The sequence below is a fragment of the Pseudomonas sp. LBUM1672 genome, from assembly GCF_059695655.1.
This window is the reverse complement of record NZ_CP166781.1, coordinates 2,495,703-2,522,693: the sequence shown is the minus strand read 5'-3', so window position 1 is coordinate 2,522,693 and position 26,991 is coordinate 2,495,703. Positions and strand designations below refer to the sequence as shown.

The 26,991-nt window shown below is 59.1% G+C and carries 30 protein-coding genes; 16 read left to right on the top strand and 14 right to left on the bottom strand.

What is annotated here, in order from left to right:
- Nucleotides 1–19: 19 nt before the first annotated feature.
- The 3 genes from ACA053_RS11565 to glsB form a co-directional block, all read right to left on the bottom strand.
- Nucleotides 20–367: a BON domain-containing protein gene (locus tag ACA053_RS11565; protein WP_497395518.1), complete on the bottom strand. Its 348-nt coding sequence runs from the start codon at nt 365–367 to the stop codon at nt 20–22.
- A gap of 76 nt (nt 368–443) precedes the next feature.
- Complete coding sequence (locus tag ACA053_RS11560) at nt 444–1,946, bottom strand: aldehyde dehydrogenase family protein (protein ID WP_497395516.1); 1,503 nt, start codon at nt 1,944–1,946, stop codon at nt 444–446.
- An 84-nt stretch (nt 1,947–2,030) separates the two neighbouring features.
- Nucleotides 2,031–2,939, bottom strand: a complete 909-nt coding sequence (gene glsB / locus ACA053_RS11555; protein ID WP_010459549.1) for a glutaminase B — start codon at nt 2,937–2,939, stop codon at nt 2,031–2,033.
- 392 nt (nt 2,940–3,331) lie between these two features.
- Between glsB and ACA053_RS11550 the strand changes: the two genes are divergently transcribed.
- From ACA053_RS11550 to ACA053_RS11535, 4 genes are read left to right on the top strand one after another with little or no spacing between them, the layout of a single operon-like run.
- A complete protein-coding gene (locus ACA053_RS11550) occupies nt 3,332–3,550 on the top strand; it encodes an HvfA family oxazolone/thioamide-modified RiPP metallophore (RefSeq protein ID WP_497317297.1) in 219 nt (72 codons plus the stop codon).
- A gap of 57 nt (nt 3,551–3,607) precedes the next feature.
- Nucleotides 3,608–4,123 (top strand): HvfX family Cu-binding RiPP maturation protein, encoded by a 516-nt coding sequence (locus ACA053_RS11545; protein ID WP_497395514.1) that lies wholly within the window; start codon nt 3,608–3,610, stop codon nt 4,121–4,123.
- 51 nt (nt 4,124–4,174) lie between these two features.
- Nucleotides 4,175–4,798, top strand: a complete 624-nt coding sequence (locus tag ACA053_RS11540) for a glutathione S-transferase family protein (protein WP_109629777.1) — start codon at nt 4,175–4,177, stop codon at nt 4,796–4,798.
- A 35-nt stretch (nt 4,799–4,833) separates the two neighbouring features.
- Entirely contained in the window at nt 4,834–5,532 is a 699-nt protein-coding gene (locus tag ACA053_RS11535; protein ID WP_109629774.1) for a dienelactone hydrolase family protein, read from the top strand.
- 145 nt (nt 5,533–5,677) lie between these two features.
- On the opposite strand, the gene ACA053_RS11530 is transcribed toward ACA053_RS11535, so the two are convergent.
- The 3 genes from ACA053_RS11530 to ACA053_RS11520 all read right to left on the bottom strand — a co-directional run bounded on the left by ACA053_RS11530 (nt 5,678) and on the right by ACA053_RS11520 (nt 8,417).
- Nucleotides 5,678–6,652, bottom strand: a complete 975-nt coding sequence (locus ACA053_RS11530; RefSeq protein ID WP_497395512.1) for a nitrilase-related carbon-nitrogen hydrolase — start codon at nt 6,650–6,652, stop codon at nt 5,678–5,680.
- A gap of 103 nt (nt 6,653–6,755) precedes the next feature.
- Nucleotides 6,756–7,688, bottom strand: coding sequence for a GlxA family transcriptional regulator (locus ACA053_RS11525; RefSeq protein WP_497395510.1), 933 nt, complete (start codon nt 7,686–7,688; stop codon nt 6,756–6,758).
- A 108-nt stretch (nt 7,689–7,796) separates the two neighbouring features.
- The gene (locus ACA053_RS11520) at nt 7,797–8,417 is read right to left on the bottom strand and encodes a cell wall hydrolase (protein ID WP_497395508.1); all 621 of its coding nucleotides are present in this window, start codon (nt 8,415–8,417) and stop codon (nt 7,797–7,799) included.
- A 165-nt stretch (nt 8,418–8,582) separates the two neighbouring features.
- Between ACA053_RS11520 and ACA053_RS11515 the strand changes: the two genes are divergently transcribed.
- Nucleotides 8,583–9,434 (top strand): CAP domain-containing protein, encoded by an 852-nt coding sequence (locus tag ACA053_RS11515; protein WP_109629762.1) that lies wholly within the window; start codon nt 8,583–8,585, stop codon nt 9,432–9,434.
- Nucleotides 9,435–9,465: 31 nt separating this feature from the next.
- Here ACA053_RS11515 and ACA053_RS11510 read toward each other — a convergent pair whose 3' ends face one another.
- The gene (locus ACA053_RS11510; RefSeq protein ID WP_109629760.1) at nt 9,466–9,702 is read right to left on the bottom strand and encodes a hypothetical protein; all 237 of its coding nucleotides are present in this window, start codon (nt 9,700–9,702) and stop codon (nt 9,466–9,468) included.
- Nucleotides 9,703–10,107: 405 nt separating this feature from the next.
- Here ACA053_RS11510 and ACA053_RS11505 point away from each other — a divergent pair, with 405 nt between their 5' ends.
- Nucleotides 10,108–11,871, top strand: coding sequence for an L-lactate permease (locus ACA053_RS11505; RefSeq protein WP_497395506.1), 1,764 nt, complete (start codon nt 10,108–10,110; stop codon nt 11,869–11,871).
- A 57-nt stretch (nt 11,872–11,928) separates the two neighbouring features.
- On the opposite strand, the gene ACA053_RS11500 is transcribed toward ACA053_RS11505, so the two are convergent.
- Nucleotides 11,929–12,807, bottom strand: coding sequence for a LysR substrate-binding domain-containing protein (locus ACA053_RS11500; RefSeq protein WP_497317286.1), 879 nt, complete (start codon nt 12,805–12,807; stop codon nt 11,929–11,931).
- 102 nt (nt 12,808–12,909) lie between these two features.
- Between ACA053_RS11500 and ACA053_RS11495 the strand changes: the two genes are divergently transcribed.
- On the top strand, nt 12,910–13,323 hold the full coding sequence (locus ACA053_RS11495; protein WP_497395504.1) for an ester cyclase: 414 nt from the start codon (nt 12,910–12,912) through the stop codon (nt 13,321–13,323).
- Between the two features lie 153 nt (nt 13,324–13,476).
- On the opposite strand, the gene ACA053_RS11490 is transcribed toward ACA053_RS11495, so the two are convergent.
- Together ACA053_RS11490 and ACA053_RS11485 are read right to left on the bottom strand one after the other, a co-directional pair.
- Nucleotides 13,477–14,070: an NADPH-dependent FMN reductase gene (locus ACA053_RS11490; protein ID WP_497317282.1), complete on the bottom strand. Its 594-nt coding sequence runs from the start codon at nt 14,068–14,070 to the stop codon at nt 13,477–13,479.
- Nucleotides 14,067–14,921, bottom strand: a complete 855-nt coding sequence (locus tag ACA053_RS11485) for a sterol desaturase family protein (protein ID WP_497395502.1) — start codon at nt 14,919–14,921, stop codon at nt 14,067–14,069. The genes ACA053_RS11490 and ACA053_RS11485 overlap by 4 nt, the downstream gene beginning before the upstream one ends.
- Before the next feature lie 67 nt (nt 14,922–14,988).
- On the opposite strand from ACA053_RS11485, the gene ACA053_RS11480 reads away from it, so the two are divergent.
- Complete coding sequence (locus tag ACA053_RS11480) at nt 14,989–15,951, top strand: AraC family transcriptional regulator (RefSeq protein WP_497395500.1); 963 nt, start codon at nt 14,989–14,991, stop codon at nt 15,949–15,951.
- A 121-nt stretch (nt 15,952–16,072) separates the two neighbouring features.
- On the opposite strand, the gene ACA053_RS11475 is transcribed toward ACA053_RS11480, so the two are convergent.
- Complete coding sequence (locus tag ACA053_RS11475; protein ID WP_497395498.1) at nt 16,073–17,020, bottom strand: DMT family transporter; 948 nt, start codon at nt 17,018–17,020, stop codon at nt 16,073–16,075.
- Between the two features lie 146 nt (nt 17,021–17,166).
- Here ACA053_RS11475 and ACA053_RS11470 point away from each other — a divergent pair, with 146 nt between their 5' ends.
- The 3 genes from ACA053_RS11470 (at nt 17,167) to ACA053_RS11460 (ending at nt 19,246) form a co-directional block, all read left to right on the top strand.
- Entirely contained in the window at nt 17,167–18,012 is an 846-nt protein-coding gene (locus tag ACA053_RS11470; RefSeq protein WP_497395496.1) for a LysR family transcriptional regulator, read from the top strand.
- Nucleotides 18,013–18,071: 59 nt separating this feature from the next.
- Nucleotides 18,072–18,959, top strand: coding sequence for a YghX family hydrolase (gene yghX / locus ACA053_RS11465; protein WP_218277782.1), 888 nt, complete (start codon nt 18,072–18,074; stop codon nt 18,957–18,959).
- Nucleotides 18,960–19,045: 86 nt separating this feature from the next.
- Nucleotides 19,046–19,246 carry a hypothetical protein gene (locus tag ACA053_RS11460; RefSeq protein WP_162556148.1) on the top strand — a complete coding sequence of 67 codons (201 nt, stop codon included), beginning with the start codon at nt 19,046–19,048 and terminating at the stop codon, nt 19,244–19,246.
- 4 nt (nt 19,247–19,250) lie between these two features.
- Here the strand turns inward: ACA053_RS11460 and ACA053_RS11455 are convergent, their stop codons facing one another.
- Nucleotides 19,251–20,039: a DeoR/GlpR family DNA-binding transcription regulator gene (locus ACA053_RS11455; protein ID WP_109629742.1), complete on the bottom strand. Its 789-nt coding sequence runs from the start codon at nt 20,037–20,039 to the stop codon at nt 19,251–19,253.
- A gap of 114 nt (nt 20,040–20,153) precedes the next feature.
- Between ACA053_RS11455 and ACA053_RS11450 the strand changes: the two genes are divergently transcribed.
- The gene (locus ACA053_RS11450; RefSeq protein WP_497317271.1) at nt 20,154–21,035 is read left to right on the top strand and encodes a serine hydrolase domain-containing protein; all 882 of its coding nucleotides are present in this window, start codon (nt 20,154–20,156) and stop codon (nt 21,033–21,035) included.
- 281 nt (nt 21,036–21,316) lie between these two features.
- Here ACA053_RS11450 and ACA053_RS11445 read toward each other — a convergent pair whose 3' ends face one another.
- Nucleotides 21,317–21,985, bottom strand: a complete 669-nt coding sequence (locus tag ACA053_RS11445; protein WP_497317269.1) for an ATPase — start codon at nt 21,983–21,985, stop codon at nt 21,317–21,319.
- Nucleotides 21,986–22,314: 329 nt separating this feature from the next.
- Between ACA053_RS11445 and ACA053_RS11440 the strand changes: the two genes are divergently transcribed.
- The 4 genes from ACA053_RS11440 to ACA053_RS11425 all read left to right on the top strand — a co-directional run bounded on the left by ACA053_RS11440 (nt 22,315) and on the right by ACA053_RS11425 (nt 25,998).
- Nucleotides 22,315–23,991: an MFS transporter gene (locus tag ACA053_RS11440; protein ID WP_497395494.1), complete on the top strand. Its 1,677-nt coding sequence runs from the start codon at nt 22,315–22,317 to the stop codon at nt 23,989–23,991.
- Nucleotides 23,992–24,138: 147 nt separating this feature from the next.
- The gene (locus tag ACA053_RS11435; protein ID WP_497317265.1) at nt 24,139–24,564 is read left to right on the top strand and encodes a hypothetical protein; all 426 of its coding nucleotides are present in this window, start codon (nt 24,139–24,141) and stop codon (nt 24,562–24,564) included.
- 191 nt (nt 24,565–24,755) lie between these two features.
- Complete coding sequence (locus ACA053_RS11430) at nt 24,756–25,004, top strand: hypothetical protein (protein WP_497317263.1); 249 nt, start codon at nt 24,756–24,758, stop codon at nt 25,002–25,004.
- Between the two features lie 253 nt (nt 25,005–25,257).
- On the top strand, nt 25,258–25,998 hold the full coding sequence (locus ACA053_RS11425) for a hypothetical protein (protein WP_497395492.1): 741 nt from the start codon (nt 25,258–25,260) through the stop codon (nt 25,996–25,998).
- 40 nt (nt 25,999–26,038) lie between these two features.
- Here ACA053_RS11425 and ACA053_RS11420 read toward each other — a convergent pair whose 3' ends face one another.
- The gene (locus ACA053_RS11420; protein ID WP_497317261.1) at nt 26,039–26,845 is read right to left on the bottom strand and encodes a hypothetical protein; all 807 of its coding nucleotides are present in this window, start codon (nt 26,843–26,845) and stop codon (nt 26,039–26,041) included.
- Between the last annotated feature and the right edge of the window lie 146 nt (nt 26,846–26,991).

The window sequence follows — 26,991 nt, the reverse complement described above, 5'->3', positions numbered from 1 at the left end:
GCTCACAAGGTCGCCCTGATCAGTGGTCGTCCTGATCTTCCGATGAAGGCCGACGCTCGGAGGTTTCTTCGGCGTTGGGGGGAACTGGATTGCTGCCAGGCGTGAACACGTGGGTCAGCAAGTCCCGGGCGTCGATTTCGACGACACCCGGCACCGACCGGGCCAGTGCAACCACCTGCTCACACTGGCGGTGCGTGTTGACGCGACCGCTCAGTGAGACCGTGCCCGCATGGGTTTTGACATGGATATTCATGCCAAGGGCCGGCTCGGCCCTGGTCAGGGCAGATTTCACCTTGGTGGTAATCCATGTGTCGTGGACGACCGTTTCCAGATCGTGGGAGTAATTCCGAAAAGAATGAAGTTTCATGACGCAGCCCTCACTCAGAACACAGACGCAAACACACCCTTAATTATAGTGCGATCGTTGCCTGCGCCCGGAATGCTCAGCGTTTGACCGACAGATCCGTCTGGGTCATGCGGCTACGGATAGTGAACACGCCATCTCCCGAAAGAATCGCGCTGCGGGCGAACAGGCGACCGCTCTCCCAGTTCGAAAGCCCCAGTTCCGGCTTGTTCAGCGCGTACTGTCCATCGACCCAGCGGGTAATCCCGTTGCCGACAAAAGGTGCGTTGACCGCATTGTAGAAGCGCTCATGCGCCGCGCCCTCTTCACTGATCAGCGACACGGTGAACTGCGGACTGTAGCGATTGAACAAGGCAATCGCGCTGTCCAGGTCATCAACGATTTTCAGGCTGACTTCCGGGGTTTCTTCCCACTCCCACTCGCGGCCCAACTGATCCTCGGCCAAGGGTTCGGCCAGCGCTTCGGTCTGGTAGCCTTCAGCGCGATACACCTCAACGCTGCCGGTTTGCCATTCAGTCGGCAGCCACGACTCGCTGCCCTCGACGATGTGCAACTTGCAGCCCTGGCCCCGAGCGGTGCCGGCCTGTTGCAGTGCGTCGAGGAACAACGGCACCAATTCAGCGGCGCGATCGCGCTGGATCAGGCAGACGTTGAGGGTGTTGCAGACCTTGCGGTCCAGAGAGTTGCGCACCACGGCGGCGAAGCGCGGCGCGTCAGCGTCTTTATCAGCAATCAGCCAGGCACCACCGGTGCCATGCAGGCTGACGGCGGTGCCGGCTTGCTGGGCGATGCTGCCCAGTTGGCTGACCGCGCGACCCGAACCCCGGGCCACGGCCAGAGACAAACGGCGGTCGGCAAACATCGCCCAACCGGCGGCGTGATTGACGCTTTCCACCAAGGACACCGCGCCGGTCGGCAAACCGGCGTCGCTGAGGGCCGGGTTCAGTGCGTGAGTGACGATGGCCTGAGCGGTGCCCAGCGCATCGCTGCCAATACGCAGCACGGCGGTGTTGCCGGTGCGCAACACACCAGCGGCGTCGGCGAACACATTCGGTCGGCCTTCGAACACAAACGCGACGATGCCCAGCGGCGACACCACTTGCTCGACCTTCCAGCCGTCGTGCTCGACGCAACTGATGACCTTGCCGCGAGTCGCCGACGCATCGCGCCAGGCACGCAGGCCGGCGATCATGTCGCGGCGCATGCGTTCATCGGCCAGCAAGCGCGTGGTGGAACGTCCGCGGGCCTTGGCGCGTTCGATGTCAGCCAGGTTCGCGGCCTCGATCAAGGCCCAGCAATCCGGGTTTTCCAAGCGCTGAGCGAAGAGATCGAAGAACGCGCTGATCGCCTGATCCGAAACGCTGGACAGCACGCTGAACGCCGCTTCGGCGCGCTCGATAGCGACCGCCGCCGCTTGCTGGTCAGCCACCGGAATCAGCAACAATTCGCCGCTGACCTGCTCCACCAGCAGATGGTCCCCGGGCTGAAAGCGCGCGGCCAGTTCGGGGCTGACGACAGTGACACGATTACCGGCAAAAGGGATCGGCGTGCCAGCGACTAGACGTTCGAGCGCAAGAGACATGAAGCGGTTTCACCATGCAGGGGGCGGCTGGAAAATGTATAGGAAAATCCACTGAGCGTCATTAACCGCGCCAGCCCGAATGCCTTAGAACACCGACCAGCCAATCCGCTGGCTCAGCAGTTCCAGCGCCGCCATCCCGGCCAGCGAGTTGCCGGCGGCATTCAATTCCGGAGACCAGACGCACACCGTGAACTGCCCCGGCACCACCGCGACGATTCCGCCGCCGACGCCGCTTTTGCCCGGCAAACCGACACGATAGGCAAAGTTGCCGGCTTCGTCATACAGCCCGCTGGTGGCCATGATCGAGTTGACCTGCTGGGTCTGGCGCGCGGTGAGGATCTGTTCGCCGCTGTGTTTGCAGAACCCGTCGTTGGCCAGGAAGCAGAACGCCCGGGCCAGGTCCACGCAGTTCATGCGCACCGCGCAATGGCTGAAGTAGCTGCGCAGCACGGCCTCGACATCGTTGTGAAAGTTGCCGAAGGATTGCATCAGGTACGCCATGGCCGCGTTGCGCGCGCGGTGCTGGTATTCGGATTCGGCGACCTTGCCGTCCACCATGACCTGCGGGTTGCCGGACAGCCGACGGACAAAGTCGCGCATCGACAACGCCGGCGCGGCAAAGCGTGACTGGTTGATGTCGCAGATCACCAGGGCACCGGCGTTGATGAACGGATTGCGCGGGCGGCCGCGCTCGAACTCCAGCTGCACCAGCGAGTTGAACGGTTGACCGGAGGGTTCGTGACCGAGGCGTTCCCAGATCGCTTCGCCGGAATGATCGATGGCCTGTACCAGGCTGAACACCTTGGAAATACTCTGCACCGAGAACGGCGTATCGGCATCGCCCGCGCAATACAACTCGCCGTCGTTGCCATACACCGCAATGCCCAACTGATTGGCCGGCACCGTGCCGAGGGCGGGAATGTAGTCAGCCACCTTGCCCTGACCGATCAGCGGCCGGACAGCGTCAAGGATCTCGTTCAACAGCGCTTGCATGCCGGGTTCCGAAGTCTCGCCCCGAGGGATTGCGGGGACACGGAGGCTAGACGCTGTTGGCTGGCGCCAGGCCACAGATTGACCGACCACAATCTCAAAATCACCCATGCCCCCTGTGGGAGCGAGCCTGCTCGCGATAGCGGTGTGTCAGACACCATCAATGTCGACTGACCGTCAGCTATCGCTAGCAGGCTAGCTCCCACAGGGGGGGCATCAGCTCGAGGTTTTAGTGGCTGTGTATCGCAGTGTGTACAGACCCGCCTGCGACACACCCCGTCCATAAAACCCCGCACCAAAGACACATCGCAGATACACCCGCTTGATGAACTGTGCCTGTCGATTGGCCACGCCGATCAAAGCGCTCAACTCACTCAACGCTACGGAGTATCACCATGTTCAAGCTCTCGACTTCCTCCCTCACCCTCGGCCTGATCATCGCCGGCGGCCTGGCCCTGTCCAACGTCGCTTCGGCTTCCGAATCCGAAGCGTTCAGCATGAAGCAACTGGCCCACGGCTACAGCCAGGCCCAGGCCGACACCTCGGAAAAACCCGCTGAAGGCAAATGTGGCGAAGGCAAGTGCGGTGAAGGCAAGTGCGGTTCCGGCGAGTAATTCATTGCCGCGGGGCAATTACTGCCCCGCACACCTGACTGAACGGAGATCAAGCTCATGAACACCTCAATTTCATCGGCCGTCAAAGGCCTGCACCTGAACCTCGACCGTGCCGGCGGCTGGCTCGCGCCTTTGACGCTGCGGCTGTTCATTGCCTGGGAATTTTTCGAGTCGGGCCTGGAAAAATGGAACGGCGAGAACTGGTTCGCCGACATCCAGGACGCCTTCCCGTTTCCGTTCAATCACGTGCCGGCCACGCTGAACTGGGAACTGTCGATGTGGGCTGAACTGATCTGCGCCCTGGCCATCCTGGTCGGCCTCGGAACACGGGTATCGGCCATCATTCTGATTGTTGTCACCATCGTCGCGACCGCCGCCGTTCACTGGCCGGCCGATTGGTCTACATTGAGTGAGCTTGCCCAGGGTTACTCCATCAGCAACAAGGGCCACGGCAACTTCAAACTGCCGCTGATCTACCTCGCCGCCCTTATGCCACTGTTGCTCTCGGGTGCCGGCAAGCTCAGCCTGGATGCACTGTTGGCTCGATTCTTCTGGCGTCGCCATAACCGTTGACCGACCAGAGCCCGGCGCGTCCTCCACTCCCATAAACACGGAGCATTCGCCATGAGCCTCACTCTCTACGGATTTGACGGCAGTACGTATGTGCGCACAGTGAAGATGCTGCTTGCGGAAAAAGGTGCGGATTTCGACCAGTTGCAGGTCAATGTGATGAAAGGCGAACCGCACCTGCCCGAACACCTGGCACGCCATCCATTCGGCAAGGTGCCGGTCATCGATCACGACGGTTTCCGGATCATCGAAACCGACGCGATCGTGGCCTATCTGGACGAAGTCCTGCCGGGCCCTTCCCTGACGCCCGACAATGCCCACGACCGTGCCCGCACACATATGGTCATGGGAATTTACGATTCTTATGGCTACGGTGCACTAGGCTCGGTGTTCGGCTATCACTTGTTCCCCGACTTTATCGGCGGAAAGAACGAAGAATCCCGTCGCAAAGGCATCGAGACCTCAAAAATGGTCCTGCGTGAATTGATGAAAATCAAAGGCTCCGACCCCTTCGTCGCCGGCCAGGATCCGAGCCTCGGTGACTTTTACCTGGCACCGGCCTGTGCTTACATGGCAATGACCCCGGATGCACCGCAGGTGTTTGCCGTTAATGGCTTCGATGACTGGTGGAAACGGGTTCAGGCATTGCCGAGCTTTCAGGCCACACCACCGCAATAAGCTTTCCCCTCTCACTTGCGTAGACAGGAGCCACCATGAGCGTGACCACCCAATGGATCGAGATCGACAGCGACGAAGGCACCTTCGGCGCTTACCTGGCGATTCCGCATACCCGCAAAGGCCCGGGGATCGTGTTGATCCAGGAGATCTTCGGCGTGAATGAACACATCCGATCGGTCGCGGAGCAATACGCCGCCGATGGTTACCTGGTGATCGCGCCGGACCTGTTCTGGCGCAACGGCCACCGTATCGAGCTGACTTACGACGAAGCCGGCTGGAAACGCGCCGTCGAACTGATGAACGCCACCGACATCGACAAGGCACAGGCCGACATCAAACTGGCCATCGACGCGCTGGATGCGCAACCTGGCCTGGAAGGCGGGATCGCGTCCATCGGTTACTGCTTTGGCGGCTTGCTGTCCTACTTGACCGCCACCAATGGCCTGGTGGATGTGGCCATCGCCTACTACGGCGGCGGCATCCAGAATTATCTGGACCGCGCCGATGAAATCGAAGTGCCGTTGCTGATGCACTTCGGTGAGCAGGACAGCCACATTTCACTGGAAGCCGTGGAGAAAATCGCCGAGCGTTTCGAGAATAACGACAACGTGGAAATTGTCGTGTATCCGGAGGCCGAGCATGGTTTCAACTGCTCGCACCGCGACAGTTACAACCAGCGTGCCGCGGCTGAGGCTCATGGCAATACGTTGATCTTTTTGGGGCAGGAACTGTAAAGACAAGTCCCTTTTTTTGTTGCGCCTGTGATGGCCTCTTCGCGGGCAAGCCTCGCTCCTACAGGTCATGCGCCCATTTTGATGTGGCGTATGACCTGTAGGAGCGAGGCTTGCCCGCGAAGGGGGCGGCGCGGTCTCAAGCCAATCAGCGGCTGATCTCTTCCACAGAATCAATCACCGCCACCTGCAGATGAGCACCCCGCTCATGCACATGCGCCGCTGGCGTGCGGTCGATCAGCAGACTCAGCAACTCCGGACGGCTGTAGTGACCGCGAGAATCCATCATGCGTTTGCGCTTGTCGATCAGGCTCATGTCGAGGTCGACGATCACCTCGCCCTCACCGTCCTGCAAGGAACCCAGCACCACGCCGTCCGGGCTGATGATCGCCGTGAGGCAACCACCGGAAATCGGGCCGATCGGGCAACCGGTGTCGGCCATGATTTGTGCCTGCTGCTCAGGGTTGAGCCACGCCGTGGAGTTGACCACGAAGCACGCTGCTTCGAGGGCATGCTGACGGATGTTGACTTCCATTTGCGACGTGAACAGCGGTCCCGCAAACGACCCCGGGTACATCGAGGCGTGAATCTGTTCGCCGTTGGCCATCAAGGCGTAACGGGCCAGCGGGTTGTAATGCTCCCAGCACGCCAGTTGACCGATGCGCCCGACCGCGCTGTCGGTGGCGCGAAGTCCGGAGCCATCGCCCATGCCCCAGATCATCCGTTCGTGGTAAGTCGGGGAGATTTTGCGGCGATGCTGGATCAGCGTGCCATCGGCGTCGAACAGCAACTGCGCGTTGTACAGCGTGCCGCCGTCACGTTCATTGACGCCGATCGACACGACCATGCCGGCTTGTTTGGCCGCGGCGCCGATGGCATCGGTGGCGTCCGAAGGCACCGTGACGGCCTGATCCAGCAGTTTGAGGTGCTCGGCGCCCATTTCGAACGGCGACTGCACGAAGGAAAAGTACGGGTAGTACGGCACGATGGTTTCCGGGAACACGGCGAACTGAACGCCTTGGTCGCCGAGCTCCAGAATCTTCTGTACGACTTTATTGACGGTGCCTTCGCGGCTGTAGAGCACCGGGCTGATTTGTACGGCGGCGGCTTTGACGAGGGTCATGGCGGTGATCTCATTGAGGGTTGGACTTCGATGAGATCTAGATTACGGAAATCATATTTTGTCTCAAATGCCGAATACACCACCTTTTAGGACACAACTAACGTCACGCACGATGGGCGCGCTGGATCGCCTGCGGCGGCTGCCCGAACGCACGGATAAACGCCCGACGCATGCGCTCGCGATCGCCAAAACCGGTGTCGGTGGCCACCGCATCAATCGAGTGCCGGCCGGTTTCCATCATCAGCCGGGCCGCTTCCACCCGCAGGTTTTCGATGGCTTTGGCCGGGGATTGGCCAGTTTCAGCCTGGAACACCCGACTGAACTGCCGCGGGCTGAGATTGGCCACGCTGGCCAGTTCTTCGACCGACAGCGCCGATTTGAGGTTTTGCTTGGCGTAGGTCAGCGCGGCCTGGATGCGGTCGGTCTTGGGCTCCAGTTCGAGCATCACGGAAAACTGCGACTGCCCTCCCGACCGTCGGTGATACACCACCAGTTGCCGGGCCACCCGACGGGCGACGTCCGCGCCCAAATCCTTTTCCACCAGGGCCAAAGCCAGGTCGACGCAAGCGCTCATGCCCGCGGCAGTCCAGATGTGGCCGTCGTTGATGAAGATGCGGTCTTCTTCGACCTTCACTTTCGGGTACGCCCGCTGCAAGGCCGGCGCATGACACCAATGCGTCGTCGCCCGTCGGCCATCCAGCAGACCGGCCTCCGCCAGCGCAATCGCGCCGGTGCAGATCGACCCCAGGCGTCGGGTGGTCAGGCTGGCGCTGCGCAAAAACGCGACCATGCCCGGTGATGTCGGGCGGATCAGGTTGTCGCCCATCACCAGCAGCGTATCGAATGTGCGCTGGTCGAACGCGCTGGTTTCCACGCCGAATCCAGCAGAGGTTTTCACCGAGCCGCCGTGCTCGGAGAGTAACGCGATGCTGTACACCGGCTCGTCGGCTGCCATGTTGGCCAACTCGAAGGTGGCGCACATGGCGAGGCCCAGCACCTGGAAGCCGGGGTAAACGATGAGTCCGATGGTGTGCATGGCGGCTGTCCGATTACGTGGCATGACGGGTTTCAAGCCATCGTAGTAAAACCCCACGCTCTCCAAAATGGAATCAGCCGTTGATCAAAAAAGGAGATGGCTGTCGGCCTACTTCGCCGACCCATCATGCGGTTTGTAAAACCGGAACATTTTGGTTTCAAAGGTTTTGGTGTACGCCCTGGCCCAGTCCGGTTTCACCGTGCGGTCATGAAAATACATGGCGCCGCCGGTGCGATCCGGCAGTTGTTTGTTCAGCGCCTTGCGCGCGATTTCCTTGGCCAGTGCATATTCGGTTTCTTCCTGGACCGTGTCCGGGCGGCCGTCGCACCACCACGAAAACTGGCAGCTTTTGGTTTCGGAACCTTGCTTGACCACCGCGCACACCGTGTCGGGAAAACCTTCGTGGCCGAGGCGATTCATGACCACGTTGGCGACCGCTTCCATGTCGGCCGTGTTTTTGCCTTTGGCTTCCCAATAGATGGAGCGGGCCATGCAGGTAATAGCGTCGTCCAGTGGGGACTTGCCGGCGGGATCGACGGCCTGGACTTCGGACTGGGTAATCGCTTCGGATTTCGGTACGGGCAGATCGCCGCCCTTCTCTGCTGCCTTGTGCTCAAGCACTTGGGCCTTGTCTTCGGCCACTTCTTTTTTCTGCTGCTGGTCGTCGGCAATAACCTGGCCTGCGACAAGGGTAACCACAAGAATCACAACGGACCATTTGAAGGACATGAGGGAGACACTCTGTGTGGCGTCGAGGGAAGCGCCCGTCTGGCGACTTGGCTTCAGTGTAGTAGCCAAATCATGTCAAACGCTGGCAACAAAGCACAAAAAGGCATTGCGCGGCATGGGGTGGAATCGCGCATCATGGGCGCAGTCAATTCAAGGGAGAATTCCATGCGCGTCCTGTCATCCGCTGTGCGTTTTGCCGTGTTGCCGCTGGGGTTGGTATTCGCCGCCACTGCCGTGGCCACCGAAGAAACGCAACTGGTCGAGTCGATCAACGCTTACCGCAGCCAGGCGCAAAAGTGTGCCGGTCAGGCGTCACAGGAATTGCCACCGCTGACGAGCGATCAGCGTCTGGTTTTATCGGCCAGCGGGCCCGTCGACTTGCAGCAAGCCATGGCCCGGGCGTCGTACCCGATGGTCAACGTGCAGGCGATCACCTTGTCCGGGCCGCGTGATGCGCAGTCCGCCATCACGGCGATCAAGGAGAGCTTCTGCCAAGTGGTGCTGGACTCGCAGTTCGTCGACGTGGGTGTCAGCCACGAGGGACGCGACTGGCGCATTGTGCTCGCGCGCCCCCTGTTGACCGCACGCCTGGGCGACGCCGCGGTCGAAGGCCAGAAGCTGCTGGAAATGCTCAACGCCGCCCGCACCCAGCCGCGCCAGTGCGGCGGTCAACCGTTCGCCGCAACCACGCCGCTGGCCTGGAACGCAACGCTGGCGACTGCGGCCCAGGAACATTCCCGGTCGATGGCCAATAACAATTTCTTCGACCACAAGGACCGCGACGGCCGCACGCCGGGTGACCGCGCGGAACTGGCGGGTTACAACTTTCAGGAGATCGGCGAGAACATCGCTGCCGGGCAAGACACCCCGCGCAAAGTCGTCGATGGTTGGCTGGCCAGCGCCGGGCATTGCGCCAACCTGATGAACCCGAAGTTCCGCGAACTGGGCGCGGCCTATGCGGTTGATCCAAAGAGTGACGCCGGGATTTACTGGACCGCCATGTTTGGTACGCAATAACGGCGGTGGCAAGAGCGGTGGTTCACCGCTCTTACAACGTATGTTGTTGGTTACCGATGTCTTTGGCTTTTTCGATTGCCCATTCCAACGCCGCCTCCATGTCCAGCATATGGGGGGACGGGCGATTGTCCTCTTCAATGACCGAGCCGTCCGGCCGGTAGACTCCGATGAACATCTTCAGGGAGCCGTCTTTCAATATTTCGGCTTTCACCTCGATCCTGCATCCGTTGGAAAGCGTTTCCTTGTGTTCCTCATGGCGTTCAGTCATCGCTGTCTCCCTCTCGTCGGTAGTAGCCGAGTAACGGGGCACGCGGAGATAACCCCCTTTGTGCAAGCCGCTTCACCGCGTTGATCGTGATCTCCTCATTGTTGACGACTTCGGTAAAACCCGCACGCCGAATCTTGTTCAAGTCAACATTCTGTAGCAGCTGTCGAGCAGCGCGAGGCTGCGTCTACCGTCTAACAGAGAGAACTCGGTTGCAGGGTTTGCGACGGCTTTGCCGCCGAACGCTGCCTCGCGGAGCTCGACAGCTGCTACATCGGTTGCGCGTTGCGGGATGGGTGGCGAGAAGCCTGATGTTGCGGCGGGACAGCGGCGTAATGCCACCTATACTCCATGCCACCAACCCCGCCCGGGGCCTGCACTACCAACAATAAAAAGCAGAGGTGGAACATGGTCTGGCAGCAAATCTACGATCCCTTTGGTAACCCGGTGCTCTCAACACTCATGGCGGCAGTGCCCGTGGTGGTGATGCTGGCATCCCTGGCGTTTTTCCATATCAAGGCGCATCTGGCGGCCCTGCTGGCCCTTGGCTCGGCACTATTGATCGCCATCTTCGCCTTCGGCATGCCCGCGAACATGGCCGGCTCGGCGGCACTTTACGGCGCCGCCAACGGCTTGCTGCCGATTGGCTGGATTGTGCTCAACATCATCTTCCTGCACCGGCTAACCACCGAGAACGGCTCATTCAAAGTGCTGCAGGATTCCCTGGCGCGCATCACCGACGATCGACGCCTGCAACTGCTGCTGATTGCCTTCTGCTTCGGCGCCTTCTTCGAAGGGGCTGCCGGGTTCGGCACGCCAGTGGCGGTGACCGGGGCGATTCTGATCGGGTTGGGCTTCTCGCCGCTGGCCGCCTCCGGCCTGGCGTTGATCGCCAACACCGCGCCCGTGGCGTTCGGCGCGCTGGGCACGCCCATCATCACGCTGGCCAAGGTCACCGGGCTGGATGAAATGGAGCTGTCGATGATGGTCGGCCGACAATTGCCGTTCTTCTCGGTGCTCGTACCGTTCTGGTTGATCTGGGCCTTTGCCGGTTGGCGCAAGATGCTTGAAATCTGGCCGGCCATTCTGGTGGCCGGGGTCAGTTTCGCCGTGCCGCAGTTCCTGGTGTCCAACTACCACGGGCCGATGCTGGTGGACGTGATCGCCGCGCTGATCTCCATGGCGTGCCTGACCGGTTTTCTCAAGGTCTGGAAACCGGCCACGATCCACACCTCCGCCGCCCTGTCCGGGCGCGTCGACAACTCGATAATCGACGAGGAGCATCAGCAAAAGCCCGAGTCCAGCGGGGCCTTTGCCAGCGATGCGAAACCGGCGGTGATGCGCGCGTGGATGCCGTGGATCATTCTCACCGTGTTCGTGTTCGCCTGGGGCACCCAAAGCTTCAAAAACATGTTCGATACCCGTCCGGCGATCGATCCGGCCACCAACTCGGCCAAGCTCGATCCACAAGGTAAACCGATGCGCGAAGCCAACCCGATCTTCGCCCCGGTCGTGACCTTCACCACCATTCACCAGCAGATCGAGAAGGTGCCACCCGTAGTGCCCGCGGCTAAAACCGAGGAAGCGGTCTACAAGTTCACCTGGTTGACCAGCACCGGAAGCGGCATCCTCCTGGCGGCCATCGTCGGCGGCCTGCTGATGGGCTATTCCATCCCGCAACTGGCACGCCAATACCTGCGAACGCTGTGGGTGGTGCGTTACTCACTCATCACGATCGTGGCCATGCTCGCGCTCGGCTTTCTCACGCGCTACTCGGGCCTCGACGCGACCATGGGCCTGGCCTTCGCCGCGACCGGCATTTTCTACCCCATGTTCGGCACCCTCCTCGGCTGGCTCGGCGTGGCGTTGACCGGCTCCGACACCGCCTCCAACGTGCTGTTCGGCGGCTTGCAACGAGTGACCGCCGAGCAACTGGGGATCAGCCCGGTGCTGATGGCCGCGGCCAACAGTTCCGGCGGGGTCATGGGCAAAATGGTCGACGCGCAGTCGATCGTGGTCGCGTCCACGGCGACTCGCTGGTACGGGCATGAAGGGGAGATTCTGCGCTATGTGTTCTTCCACTCGATTGTGCTGGCGATTCTGGTCGGTGGATTGGTGACGTTGCAGGCGTATGTGGCGCCGTTCAGCAGTATGGTGGTGGGCGGGCACTAGACGTCAAACGGTCCATAACCCGGGCGAGTTGCCCGGGTTATGGCTTGCAACGCCGGATCAAGTCAGACGGCCCCCCGACATCAACCCCTCCGTCAGCAATGACACCAACGGCTGCACCAGATGCTGAGTGCGAACATCATCGCCAATCACCGCCACTTCGGTACTCGGCAAAGTCGGTAATTTCTCCGACGGTTCCAGGATCCGCATCCCTTCCTGCAAAAACGACGTCCCCAACGCCGTAATCCCCAACCCACCCGCAACCGCCGCCTGAACACCCATCAAATTGCTGGCCAGGCACGCTGACGCCCATTCACGCCCAACCGTAGCCAAGGCCTCGATCATGATGGCCCGATACGCACAGGGTGGCCGCATCATCACCAGTCGCACAGGTTTCGACGATTCGATTTGGTAATCCTTCGCGGCAATCCACACCAACGGCTCGCGCCAGATGACTCGGCCTCGCGTGGCGCCCGAACTGAATTTTCGTTTGGAAATGACCACGTCCAGTAGCCCGGCTTCGTAATCGGTGAGCAGGTCGTCGCTCAAGCCGGTGGTCAGTTCCAGTTGAATGTCGGGATACAACTGGGTGAAGCGCGACAGCAGTTTGGGCAACTGGGTCGGTACGAGGTTTTCCGAGATTCCCAGGCGCAGCAGGGTGACGGTGGCCGGCGCCTTGATGTCCCGCATGAAGGTATCGAAATGCACCATCATCCGGCGCGCGCCCACCAGCAGGCGCTCGCCGTCCGGGGTCAGCGTCAGCGCGCGGCTGGTGCGTTCGAAGACACGAAAGCCGAGCACCTCCTCCAGCCGGATGATCTTCTGGCTCACCGCCGATTGCGACCGCGCGATCACCTCGGCAGCGGCGGTGAAACTGCCGGTCTCCGCCACTGCGATAAACGCCCGTAGCAGGCCAATCTCAAGGTCGCTGCCTTGCATGATGAATTCGCCTTTCAACTGGATGTCATTAAATTTATGCGTTTGTGTTCTAGATAGCAATTGCCGAACATCGTACTCAACCTGAATACGAGGAGTTCCAAAATGTCAGTCAATACAGCCGTAGAGATCGTTGAACGTTTCTGGCGCGAAGTCTGGCAAGCCAAAGATCCACACGCCGCAGCACGCTTTGTGGCTGAAGACTTTGTCATCACGTCTGGCGGTATGGATATCGTTGGCCGCGAAGCCTTCATTCAATGGATCGGTGTCTTTCTGTCGAAGATCGAAGACTTCGAATTCGGCAGTATCGAGACGTTTCAAAATGCCGAAGGCACTCGCGTTGCCTCACGCTGGAAACTGGTCGGAAAGAACCAGGGCTTTATTGGTGGCCGCTCGTGTAACAGCCCGTTTGAAATGCTCGGCACTGCGGTCTGGGAAGTTCGCCCGGACGGCCTGCTGGCGCACAACTGGGTGGAGCGTAATGCGCTGGAAGTTCATCGTGATTTGATCGGGCTCTGAACTTCAACGCGTTAAGTGCCCACTGCATAGTTTCGCCCCGTGGTTGAACTGAAATGGCACCGACGACGTTCTTCATATTGTTTCTGCAGATCCTCACGCCCCCACACGGTGCGCGACCACCTGGAGTTGTGATGGATTTCAGCATTCGGGGCTCTACATTCCGGTAGAGAACTCTGGCGGGTGTTCGATTGCAGATCGTAGGGTGAGTAAGGCTGCATCGTATCGACATAGTATTTGCAGCACCCAGTCGGCACGTGCCCGAATGCGACTATCATTTTCATCTGAAGGCTCTTCGCTGTTTAACATCGACTCTACGTTTCTAATGATGAGTTGTTCAGGCAAATACAAGATCCGGCTATTTTTGTAGCTCGATGCACGTAACTCAGCAATTGGATATGCCCCGCCAAGCCCAGCCGAAACGCCCACCAAGAGCGCAGGCTTATGTCCAATTTCATTGAGCCCTGCGTACAAAAAGAAGTTTTTCAGGGCTGGGCAAGCCATGCCATTCCATTCAGGGCTGATCACGATCAGTGCAGTTGCTCTTTTGAGGATGGATTGCTGGGCGTTCCAGACTCTGTCGGTGTCTTCTTCTGGCCAAAGCGGTAACCGATGAGAAGCCAGGTCTATCAATTCACTTGAGTCACAAAGCTCAAGTTTCTCTAATCGATCGCGCAGAAACCTGGCGACCTTGACTGATTGACTATTTGATCTGTTCGATCCAGACAGCAAAACGATATGACGACTCATCGCGCCACCTTCTGGTTAGCGTTTACCTTGGGTGCGGTACGGCGGGAGCGCACGATGGGCCAGAACAATTCTTCTTTCCAGCTTATCGGTGACAAGTGTTCGATTCCGTAGGCTGGCGGACGCCGACGGGTAATTTTTGCTGTTCCGAACAGTACGTCCCAAAGAAATAACAGGTTGCCGAAATTGCCTTTGTAATGCGTAACGCCATCCTCTGCAGTCAAACCGTGATGCGCAGAGTGAGTGGATGGTGTGGAGAAGGTTCGCTCTAAAACCCAAATAATTGGGCGTAACGCGGGGATGCGATAAAGTTTGTCGTCCCACGCGATGCTGCTATGTGCAGCGAAGATCACGGTCATTTTCAGAATCAAATAAACATAATAAACAGGGGCAAGCCCAAGATAAATCAGCACGCCGGACAACCAGATGCCGGGCATCAGAAGATAGTAGAAACTGTTATTGCGATAGACGATGCGAACACTCATGTAAGGCGCGGAATGATGCGCACGATGCAATGCATAAAGTGCAGAAACCCGGTGAGTCAGACGATGCCACCAATATTGGGTCATGTCATCCAGCAGTAAAAACAATACAAATCCTGCCATCCACGGAATTCCGTCCAACGCGTCCTTCATGTCCGGTACAGCCTGATTTAACATCTTGCCACTTAGCCACATGACTAAAGGGAATGTGACCGCCACCAGTATTCCAGAACCGACGACCTCAATGAGTACGTCACGTTTGCCGCCTGACGGCTGACGAAACGAGGAACAGGCAAGCTCTAGCAAAATGAAGGCAAGGAAAATCCCGGCCACTATCACAGCAGGGTTATTGGCGAGCATTGTTATATTCATGGCACTCTCGATTTAGGCCCTTGTGGGCAATGCCTTGTCATTAGAAACTCAGGAGTCAGCCTTCCCAATGCGCGAAATGGACAGAATTGAGCTAGAACCGGCCAATCGCCCGCCCCAGCGCTTTCATCGTGGCAGGCTGGGCCAAGTGCTGGAGCGCTTCCTTGACAGCCAGGTTTCCCGAAAAAGCACGGATTACAGCCTGATCGAGCTGGATCAGCTTTGGCGCGAGGCGGCGCGCATTGATCCGGCTATCGGGTTAAAACTGTTCGCGCTGTTCACGCCTCAGGACTGGCACGTCCTGGCTTATCTTTGCCTGTATAGCCCCGACGTTTTGTCGTCCATGCACCTTTGGGCCCGGTACGCACCGCTTGCATCGGACACAGACATAGTGAAGTTGGTGAATGATGAAAATGGCGTCGGGATCGAGGTTTGCGTCGATGCACCAGGAGAGTTGGCGCGGTATGTCATCGAACACTACGGCGTGATGTCCATCGCGCAATTGCGACGTGGAACGGGGCAGGATGTGCAGCCGATTCTGGCAAAATTCACTCATTCGCGTCCGCCGTATTACCAGCAATACACCCAGTGGTTTGGAGACCGTATCGAGTTTGACTGCCCGGTTAACCGCTTCTATTTCCATGCTCAAAGCTTGAGCCTGCCGATGCAGACCCGTCATCACGGGATGTTGGAGTTATTGACTCAGGAGCTGGATCGACGAATTGCCGCGCATCGCAATTTCAGCGGTTGGTCAGCCAAGGTTGCCGAAGGTGCGCGACGTTCTCTGGCGAGGGGTGAAACTCCTAACCTGGACAATCTGGCAAAGGCGCTGCACCAGACGCCCAGGACTCTACGCAGACGCCTGGAAGAGCAAGGCACGACCTTCAGACATTTACTCGATCAGATTCGTGCAGAACTGGAACTGCATCTTGAGTTGCAAGGAGAGTCGTTAACGGAGATTGCAGCTCAATTGGGCTACAGCGATTTGACTGCCTATCTGCATGCCCGAAGTCGATGGCGTGACAGGAAATAAGGTGGCGGCCTAATTAGCGATGTTTATTCACTTGGTGCCAGCTTCCCACACCAGGTGAATCCTCAGTCAAGCCAGAACCCGTGTCGAGGGGGCTCGCGCTTTAGTGAACAGAACTGCCCTATCAAACGGCCTTGTCTGCCAAGTCCCCACGAACCTTCATCGCCGAAGATTGCCCCGCTCCAAACACCAACCCCGAAGCAAACACCACCCCAAGAATCACCCCACCCGCCCCCAGCAACTGCCACACATTGGGCAGCACGCCGAGTATCGAGGACACCAACATGGTGAAGACAGGCGCCAGGTTAAAGAAGATCGACGTGCGCGCCGCACCGATCGCATGAATGCCCCTGAACCACAGCAAGTACGCAATCAACGAACCACAGACCGCCAGATAAGCAACAGCGCCATGTACCGACAGCGAAGCCGTGCTGATTGAGGCCATCGGATCCTCATAGATGAAGCCCAGCACGATCAAGCCAATGACCCCGAACAGCATCGAAAACGTGGTGGTTTCCAGCGGAGTCGAGTCTTTGACGAAGCGTCGTGTGCCGACCATGTTGGCCGCCCAGGCGATGCTGCCGGCCAGGATGATCGTGTCACCGGTCGCCACTTTCAGGCCGAGCAGCACCTGGATGTCCCCGCGCGTAATCACCAGGCCGACGCCCAGCAAACCCAAGACCAGCCCGATGACGCGGCCGCGATCGATGCGTTCGCCTTCGAGCAGCACGGCGAAGATCATGGTCCACAGTGGCGTGGTCGCCAGGATCAGCGCGCCGTTGATGGGCGTGGTGGTTTGCAGGCCAAAGAAGGTCGCGAGGTTGAACGCGGTGAAGCCCAGCAGGCCCAGACCGATGAAGGCCGCAAGATTGTTTTTCAGCGTGCTGAGGCGCAATTTGCCCGCCAGGCCGAACATCAGCACGAGCAACAGGGTGGAAATGGCAAAGCGCTCAATGGACGCGCTGATCGGTGCCATGCTCTTGATGATGTAGGCACCGGCGTTGAAGTTGGTGCCCCAGAAAAACGTGGCACCGACGATGCCGGCATACGCGAGAGGCGTTGATTTTGACATGGCTGTTTCCTCGTCAAGTCGTGCGATGAACACACCGCAAACCGCGGAATGCTTCAGACCTGCTTGTCAGGTGTTGAAGGATTCTTGCAGGCTTGGTAGCGGTGCAGAATTCCCTATTTATTCACCCTTCATGTGAGAAAACGCCCATGTTCGATTGGGAGGATTTGCGCTACTTCATCGTCTTCGCCCACGAGCAGTCGCTGTCCGCGGCGGCGCGCAAACTCAAGGTCGACCACGCCACCGTGGCGCGGCGCATCAGCGCACTGGAGAGTTCGCTGAACCTAAAATTGGTGGACCGCCGCCCTCGTTCCTATGTCATCACCGAGGACGGCGAACGCATTGCGCAGCTGGGACGGCGCATGGAAAGCGAGTCTTTCGCGGTGCAGCGCACGGCGTTAGCCGGGCAGGAAAGCTTTACCGGCGAAGTCACCGTCAGCGCCCCGCCCGCCCTCGCCTGCGCGTTGATCGCGCCGCGAATCAAAGCGTTGCGAACCCAGCATCCTCAGCTGTCGTTGCAGCTGATTGGCAGCCTGGACAGCGCTTCGTTGTCGCGGCGCGAAGCCGACATTGCCGTACGCCTGAGCCGGCCCAAGGAACCGGACCTGGTGGCACGCAAGGTCGCGACGGTGCAGTTCAACCTGTACGGCTCGGCGGATTATCTGGCCAAGACAGACCCAGAAGATCTGGCCTTCATCGCCTACGACCAGTCCATGGAGCAAACCCCGCAACAGGCCTGGCTCAAGCAACAAGCGGGTGATCGCCCGATCCTGCTGCGCAGCAATGATCTGAACATCCAGGCAACCATTGCCCAGGCCGGCGTCGGCGTTGCGGCATTGCCATACTTCCTGGGCGAGCACTACGGCTTGCAAGCGATGGAGACTGTGGGTGCGGACCTTGCGCGTGAAGTCTGGCTGGTGGTGCACAGCGATATCCGGCACACCCCGTCGGTGCAGGCGGTGATGGGTTTTCTGGCGTCGTGCTTCGAAAACTGAGTCAGTGCGCCAAACACTGCTTTACTGATTCAGATCCTGAACCAACGGGAAGCGCCCCCATGGACCGTCTCACCGCCAAAGACTTCGCCCCGGAATTGCTTGAGCTCTACGACTACTACGCGCACGGCAAGATCAACCGGCGCGAGTTTCTTGATCGGGCGGCGCTGTTCACGTTGGGCGGTCTGACGGCCAGCGCCCTCCTCGCCGCCCTGAGCCCGAACTACGCGCTCGCCGAGCAGGTTGAATTCACCGACCCGGACATCCTCGCCGAGTACATGTCCTATCCATCGCCCAAGGGCCACGGCAATGTCCGCGGCTATCTGGTGCGCCCGACCAAAGCCACCGGCAAGGTGCCGGCGGTGGTGGTGGTGCATGAAAACCGTGGGCTCAATCCTTACATCGAGGACGTCGCCCGACGCGTTGCCAAGGCAGGGTTCATCGCCCTCGCCCCCGATGGCCTGAGTTCGGTGGGCGGCTATCCGGGCAACGATGAAAAAGGCAAGGAGTTACAAGCGGCTGTCGACCCGGAAAAACTGATGAATGACTTTTTCGCAGCGATTGAATGGCTGATGAAAAACGACAAGACCACCGGGAAAGTCGGCATCACCGGGTTCTGCTATGGCGGCGGCGTTTCCAATGCGGCGGCGGTGGCGTATCCGGAACTGGCGGCGGCCGTGCCCTTTTATGGCCGTCAGCCAAAGGCTGAGGATGTGCCGAAAATCAAGGCACCGTTGCTGCTGCATTACGGTGAACTGGACAAGGGCATCAATGAAGGCTGGCCGGCGTATGAGAAAGCGCTGAAGGCGTCGGGCAAGACGTACGAGGCCTACATTTATGCGGGCTGCAATCACGGTTTTCATAACGACTCCACGCCTCGCTACGACGAAGCCGCGGCGAAACTCGCGTGGGACAGGACAGTGGCCTGGTTCAACAAATACCTGATTTAAGTTCGAAAGATCGCAGCCTCGTTCCACTCGACAGCTGCTACACCGGTTGCTTGTAGCAGCTGTCGAGTGAAACGAGGCGGCGATCTTTGGGGTTGTTTGCAGGTGTGGGCGACCCAGCTATCAATTGCTTCGATCTTTTAAATCATGAAGCCGAATTTTTTATTTTTCAGCGGCGAGTTCAGGATGGCGCCACCTCTGATAATTCGGGCGAAAGCTTCATGAACATCAATTTTGCGTTTGCGTGCTTGATCGTGGTGTCGTTTGCGATTGCGCTGGGGCATGGCTGATCGCTCAGGCGTGCGCTTGCACCACTTCGATTCCCAGCTTGCGATAGTCGTCGATGTCGCCCGACGCCACGTGACGCTCGGTAATCAGGGTGTGCAAACGTGAGCACGGCACGACGATGTACGGTTCCACCGCCCCCAGTTTGTCGGCCGTGGTGACGGCGATCACTTGAGAGGCACTGTCGAACAGCGCCTGCTTCACGGGCACCTCATCAAAATGCAGCGAGCTGATGCCGACCTCCGGATGAATCGCACACACCCCGGTAAACAGCACGTCAGCCTTGATGCCCTGCAACAAACGCACGGTCTCGTGACCGCTGACCGACATCGTCGCCAGGTTAAGTTGCCCACCCGCCAGAATCACCTTGATGCCTGGGTATTCCGCGAGGGTAATCGCGGTCAACGGCGATGTGGTGATGGCCGTGATGGAAATAGTCGAAGGCAAGGACCGGGCGATCTGCAGCGTGGTGCTTCCCGAATCGAACATCACGATCTGACCGTCCCGGACGTGTCGCGCGGCGAGCTGTGCGAGGTGCACTTTCACCTCATCGGTTTCACCCACCCGAGTGAGGAAATCCTTGCCCGTGTCCTTGGGACGAGGCAGCGCCCCACCGTGCACGCGTTGCACCAGACCGGCGCTGTGCAGCTCCGACAGGTCGCGGCGAATGGTGTCTTCTGAAACGGCGAAATGCTGGCTCAATTCCGAGGCCATGACCTTGCCGTCGCGCTCAAGAATCAGAAGGATTTTTTGCCGGCGCACGGAAGGAAGCTCATTTGCCAAATGCTGATCTTGCATGTTTGCGCCTGATTTTGCGTGTTTGTGCGAGATTAGCCAAAGCGCTGCGCAAACACAATCGCGGTTTTGTTTTCTGGCAAACTCCCCGGCGCGTCCATCGAGAGCATTCACCCCATGCATTTCGCCCTTGTCTCAAACGGTTCACTCCTCACGCTTGAACAGCCCGACATAACCGTGCCGTGGTGGAGTTTCACCAAGACGGTGCTCGCCGCCGCGGCGTTGTCGTTGGTGCGTGATGGATTGATCGGTCTGGACGATGTTGTGCCTGAAGGTCCTTTCACGTTGCGTCAACTGCTGCGGCATGAGGCGGGGTTGGCGGATTATGGTGAACTCGCTGACTACCACGCCGCTGTTTCTCGCCATGAGGCATCTTGGCCAGCCGCTGAAATGCTGCAGCGGCTGGATGCCGCCCGGTTGCGCTATGCACCGGGAGACGGCTGGCGATATTCGAACGTGGGCTATCTGTACATCGCCAGACTCATTGAGCGAGTGACCGGTGTCGCGCTTGAGGATGCACTGACGCAACGCGTGTTGTCCCCTCTCGGGTTATCGCGGGTGCGCCTGGCCACGAAGCGCGACGATCTGGATGGCGTGAAGATGGGAGCGGCCGCGAGTTACGATCCGGGTTGGGTCTATCACGGTTTGCTGGTCGGTTCGCTTGCTGACGCGGCCCTGTGCCTGGACCGGTTGTTGGGTGGAGATCTGTTGCCGCAAGCATTGCTGCGGGAGATGCAAACCGTACGCACGCTGGGCGGACCGATGGCTGGACGTCCCTGGGTTGCTCCGGGTTACGGCCTTGGTTTGATGCAGGGCACTGTGGAGGGTGGGCTCACCTTGAGCGGTCACACGGGAGCTGGACCAGGCAGCGTCATTGCGGTCTACCGCTGCGTCGATGGCGGCCGTTCGGCGAGTTGCGCGATTTTTGATGAAAGCGGCAACGAAGGGGCTGTGGAGGCCGAGGTCGTGCGCCACCTGATAAACGCGGCACTTGAATAAATCCGAGAATCATCTGACCGCCCTCCGCCTCAAGGGGGGCGGCAATACCTCAATGCAGGGGAGCACACAAAACCTGTGGCGAGGGGGCTTGCCCCCGTTGGGTCGCGCAGCGGCCCCAAAACCTGCCACCGCATTTATTCAGATAAACCGCGTGCGCAGGATTTGCGACTGCTGCGCAGCCGAACGGGGGTAAACCCCCTCGCCACAGGATTGTGCGCAGTCAGACCTCGATGTGGAAAATTCACAAATTTGGCGGATTAACGGATCACGTTGAATGTGCATCAGTAACTGGCGACCTGCGCCCCACTACCAGAGGTCACCAGCGCCTTCAACGACGCATCAAACTGCTTCAACGCATTCACCTGCACCACGTTTTGCTGGTCTATCTGCGCGGCAATCTCCGGGGCGGCTTTGCCTTGCACCCAGACCGAAGGCATCTGCTGTTCACGTGAGCCTTCGGCCTTGCCGATGTATTGCAGGTTCGAGTCGTAGAACTTAGCCAGGAAACGCGCTTCGACCTGGTTGTTGCGCTTGGACACCAGACGGCTGTAAGTGTCGAGCATCACCACCACATCGGGATGGGCTTGCACCACGGCGTCGAGGTTGTCGTAGACGGTCACCGAAGCGAATTGTTTCTGCAGCGAGCCCATCAGCCAGTTGATCGCCCGTTTCGGATCGGAGCTGTTGACGAAGGCGTTGCTGATGCGCGAATCCAGCGCAGGGTTCTTCGCACCGTTCAGCGCGACAGAATGGTACTGCTCAAGGTATTCGAGGGTATTCAGGGTGTTTTCGCTGTAGAGCACGCCCACCGATTGAGTGTGCTGCAAGCTGGCGGGGCTGTCGGCCATCGGCAGGAAATGGCAGGACGGGTCAGCCGCGTAGGCCGGTGCGGTGGCGGCAACACTGCCGGTCAAAACGGCGGCCAGGGCCAACATGGTAGAGATTCTCATCGCGCAGGTTCCTTCAGAGGCGACTTTGGTATGACGCTATCCTCCTCTCATGACAGAAAAACGGAACTTGCCTTCCTTGATGGTGATTATTGATTAAACGAATGGTTGCGAAGTGAGCCCTGCGGCCTGATCCAGCGGTTGAAAGTGATGGCGAGTGGATATCTGCGCGAAGCCGATTATGCTTCAGGAAACCTTGCAGCGATGCGAGGCAGTCAACCTGTGTGCATGCTTCGCGAAATCCGTAATCCGACGATAACAGCCCAAGGGCCTGGGTGCGGCAAAGAGGTATTAGGTACTCCGGCCTATAACAAGAACGACGGAGAAGACTCATGGCCGCAATCGACAACACTTCCACGGGCAGCGCGCCCCACCACGGCATCACCAAGGAGGAGCGCAAGGTCATCTTCGCCTCGTCCCTGGGCACCGTATTCGAGTGGTACGACTTTTACCTTTACGGCTCCCTGGCCGCGATCATCGCCAAGCACTTCTTCGCAGGCGTCAACGAGACAACATCCTTCATCTTCGCGCTGCTCGCGTTCGCCGCGGGCTTCGCGGTGCGTCCCTTCGGCGCGATCGTGTTCGGTCGACTGGGCGACATGATCGGGCGCAAGCACACCTTCCTCATCACCATTGTGATCATGGGTATCTCCACCGCCATCGTGGGCTTTCTGCCCGGCTACGCGACGATCGGCGTGGCGGCGCCGATCATCCTGATCACCTTGCGCCTGTTGCAAGGCCTGGCGCTGGGTGGCGAGTACGGCGGCGCGGCGACCTACGTCGCCGAGCATGCGCCGAAAGGCAAACGCGGTTATTTCACCTCGTGGATTCAAACCACCGCGACCCTGGGCCTGTTCCTTTCCCTGCTGGTGATCCTTGCTTGCCGGACGATCCTCGGCAACGAAGCCTTCGAGGCCTGGGGCTGGCGGATTCCGTTCCTGCTGTCGATCCTGCTGCTGATTGTCTCGGTGTACATCCGCTTGCAACTGAGCGAGTCGCCGGTGTTCGTGAAAATGAAGGCTGAGGGCAAGTCCTCGAAGGCGCCGCTGACCGAATCCTTCGCCCGCTGGGACAACTTGAAAATCGTCATCATGGCTCTGCTCGGCGGTACGGCTGGCCAGGCGGTTGTCTGGTACACCGGGCAGTTCTATGCGCTGTTCTTCCTCCTGCAAACGCTGAAGATCGACCCACAGACCGCGAACTTGCTGATTGCCGGCTCACTGCTGATCGGCACGCCGTTCTTCGTCATCTTCGGCAGCCTGTCCGATCGCATTGGCCGCAAGGGCATCATCATGGCCGGCTGCATCATCGCGGCGCTGACCTACTTCCCGATCTTCCATGCGTTGACCCAATACGGAAACCCCGACGTGTTCGTCGCGCAGGAGAAGAACCCGGTCACGGTGATCGCCGATCCCGACCAGTGCTCGTTCCAGTTCGACCCGGTGGGCAAGGCCAAATTCACCAGCTCCTGCGACCTCGCCAAGACGGTGCTGGCGAAGCGGGCCATCCCCTACAAGAACGAGAAAGCCGAACCGGGCACCGTCGCGCAGGTGCGCATCGGCGACAAGGTGATCCAGAGCTTCGAGGGCACCGGCATGCCGGCCGCCGACTTCAAGGCCAAGAACGACGCCTTCACCGCCGCCCTCGGCACCTCGCTCAAAGAGGCCGGCTACCCCGAGAAAGCCGACCCGACCAAGACCAATTACCCAATGGTCCTGCTGCTCCTGACCATCCTCGTGATCTACGTGACCATGGTCTACGGCCCGATCGCCGCCTGGCTGGTGGAACTGTTCCCGGCGCGCATCCGCTACACCTCGATGTCGCTGCCCTATCACATCGGCAACGGCTGGTTCGGCGGCTTCCTGCCGACAGTGGCGTTCGCGATGGTCGCGGCCACGGGTGATATCTACTACGGCCTCTGGTACCCGATCGTCATCGCCTTGATGACGGCCGTTCTGGGCATATGCTTCATGCCGGAAACCAAGGATCGGGAGATTCATCACACCTGAGCCTGGCACTTGCCCTCTCGTGCGAGCGAGAGGGCAGTCCTTCTGCGGGATCACAAAACGAATTGAACCCCACGCCTCTTCACGTATTCGAAACCCTATAAGCGCCGATCTTTGATCTTGAGCAGCGCCATTGGAGAGGTAATCCCGATGAACCGTAGACTGCTGTTTCTGCTCGCCAGCCTGAGCCCCACGCTGGTATTCGCTGAAGGCTGTGACGTCCTGACCCGATCCCAAAGCCCTTCCGTTCCGGTGGTCGAGTCCCATAGCTGTTATGAGTACAAAGGCATGCCGGTGAACGCCATCGATTGGTCATGCAGCAACGAGAGCAAGGAAATGCTCAGCAGCACCAAGAAAAAAGTCGAACAGTGTGACGACCATTACCAGGCCACCTGCATCGCGACCTTGACCCAGGAATCCCTGGCCAACCCTCACTCCACCAGCAAGGACAAGAACAGCAAGTCGCTGAATATTCCCGACAACGCCCAAGTCACTACGTATTACTACGGCGCGGAACACTTGAACCAATCGAAGATCGATTGCGAATCGGGCGGTGGGCACTGGAAAGCGAAGTGATGTCGCCGGCTGATACGTCGCCGTTACATTGCGCTTTTCGCTGTATCCGCGTTGTTACCTTACCGACCGAGTTGTCACTTCTGCGGTGCCCGGCAGGCCAATAGAGTATTGGCTTCGGTGTGTTGGCAGGATCGAGAAAACCTCTCGACCCTGCTGTCCGCCGATCCCCCCATCACGGAAGAGGTGACACCATGAGTTTCGTAACCGTTGAAAAAAACCAGAGCAGCGCCCCGTCGGAAGCCGATATGAAAAAGGCCATGACCGACTCTGGCGGCAAACCCGGGGAAGTCACCGGGAGCAACGCGGCCCGGAAGCTGACTTACACCGGCACGGTCAATCACACCGTGTATGAGAACAAGCTGATCGAGATTGCCAAGGGCAAACGAACCAGCTGGAACTTCGTCTGGGCGGACGCGAAGGTGAGTAGCCCGGCGGCATGACGCCACGGTGGGGCGGCCGCACGGCCGCCCCGCTGTTTCAATCACAGATCCCCTTGATACAACCTGGTTACGCAAGCTGTTACCTCGCCGGTTCAAACACCCTCCCCCCTGTAACGCCAAGACACTTCGCCGCCCTGAATCCTGCGCCTACTGTGAAGCCGTCAATGTGTTTAGAGGGTGCTGCCCGATCACTTGTCGGATTCGCTGCCCGCTGCCCATTGATTGCCCAACACAACCAAGGAAGAGGGAAACCATGAGCAAGTCAACCGCAGTAAGCAATCGTAGCCAACAACTTCAAAATGACGTGCAAGAGGCCGTCCAGGCGATTCTTGGAGCCACCACGGCCTTGAGCCCTGCCGACTATGGCAAGGTGTTGAGGTCGACTCTGGCAGCTACTCAAAAAGTGGTCACGATCGAGATCGCCGACGCTGATCTGAAAATGCTCAAGCAGTCTAAATACAAGCTGTGCTTTGCCAAAAAGGTGGGTATCGAAGATTACAACGTGGTCTGGCAGTCCTATGACGCATACCTGAGCAACAACGACTTCAGCTGGACGCCTCAGTATCAGTTGTTTGCCTCCAACGTGTTCAAGGACAACGTAACAGTCAAAGCCTCAACCAAACCCGTCGACATTGGCCTTGGGCAAACCGCGATACTCGATTCCAGTGGTGTGATGGGCCCTGCGGTGACAGGCGGCCCTGCCACCTCCTTCACAATGGTGAACAACTACGCGCCCATTCACCCAGGAGTTAATCAGTTGTCTACGGGCATCGATGGCACTCAGATCAGTACACCCATCTACGTAGCCGTCAACCAGGTCGTCACCGGCAACACCGTTTTGACCCCCGTCGAGACCATTCTCGTGTGGTTCGAACAGAATATGCAGACCAGCACCATGTTCAGCACCTCACGCTCCAAGTCCATCGAAATCGACCTTACCTTCGCTAATGATGCAGCCCGCCTCTACGAAGGCGGCGAATGGAAAACGATATAGCCGTCGCATCGAGGGGCAACCTCGCGGTTGCCCCTTCTACTCAGGAAACGTCACCACCGCCCCTGGCGAAATAGCCCGTCAATGATCGACAGATAGATTCCGCCAGATCTTCCTGGGTCGCGATGCCGTAAGGTCGATTGCGATCGAACTGCTCGGACCAGCGGATGCGCCCCTGAGCGACATCAATCAGGCGCACCGACGTCCGGACACGGCTCGGCTCCACCCTCACGCTGCCTTCAAGGGAATAGTTACCGCGCCCGGCTCGCATAACGTCCAGTGCCTTAATGCTGCTTCGCGGCACCTTCATCAACACATGGTTACCATGGCTTTGCGTCTGCTCGAACGACTCGAACAGCCGGCAGCTCAGCTCTTCGCACAAGCCCCGGGTGAAGTCATCGCCGTCGCGGGTGATGCAGGTAAATGGCTGAATCTGCAGGACAGGATGACGAGTCGAGGTGCTTTTGGGCCTGAGCCGCTGGTAAGCCAGTCGATAACAACCGGCCGGTATGCTCAAACGAACCGGGTCTTGCTGCCCCAGGGTGGCGTAATGGGTCGCGAGCTTGCGCCGCAACCGGCCCACCTGGACGCGCACCACCGGGTCATCGCCCGTGCAGTAAACCGCCGGGTCACGGCGAAACACCGCAATGCCGATGGCATGTTCAGTGAGCGGAATGTTGGAAAATTGAAGATCGTGATCGACCAGGAACCGCAACAAACTGCCCATGCGCCTGGACTTGGCAAACACCGGACTGGCCAGCAACAACGCCAGCACCCGTTCCATCTCTTCACGATCGAGTGGCTCGGGAATACCCTCGGCACTCGAATGGCCTACGTGCTTGATCACCATTGCCTGCCTCCGTGCAGGTTACCGACAATCGTTCGCCACCCCTGTCAGAAGTGGATATTGATACTGAAGTCGTACTCCATGGCCACGCGCAACGCCCGATTCCAAGAAGGCTCGGACGCTGCAACGTCGAAGCTTAGCAGCCGTAA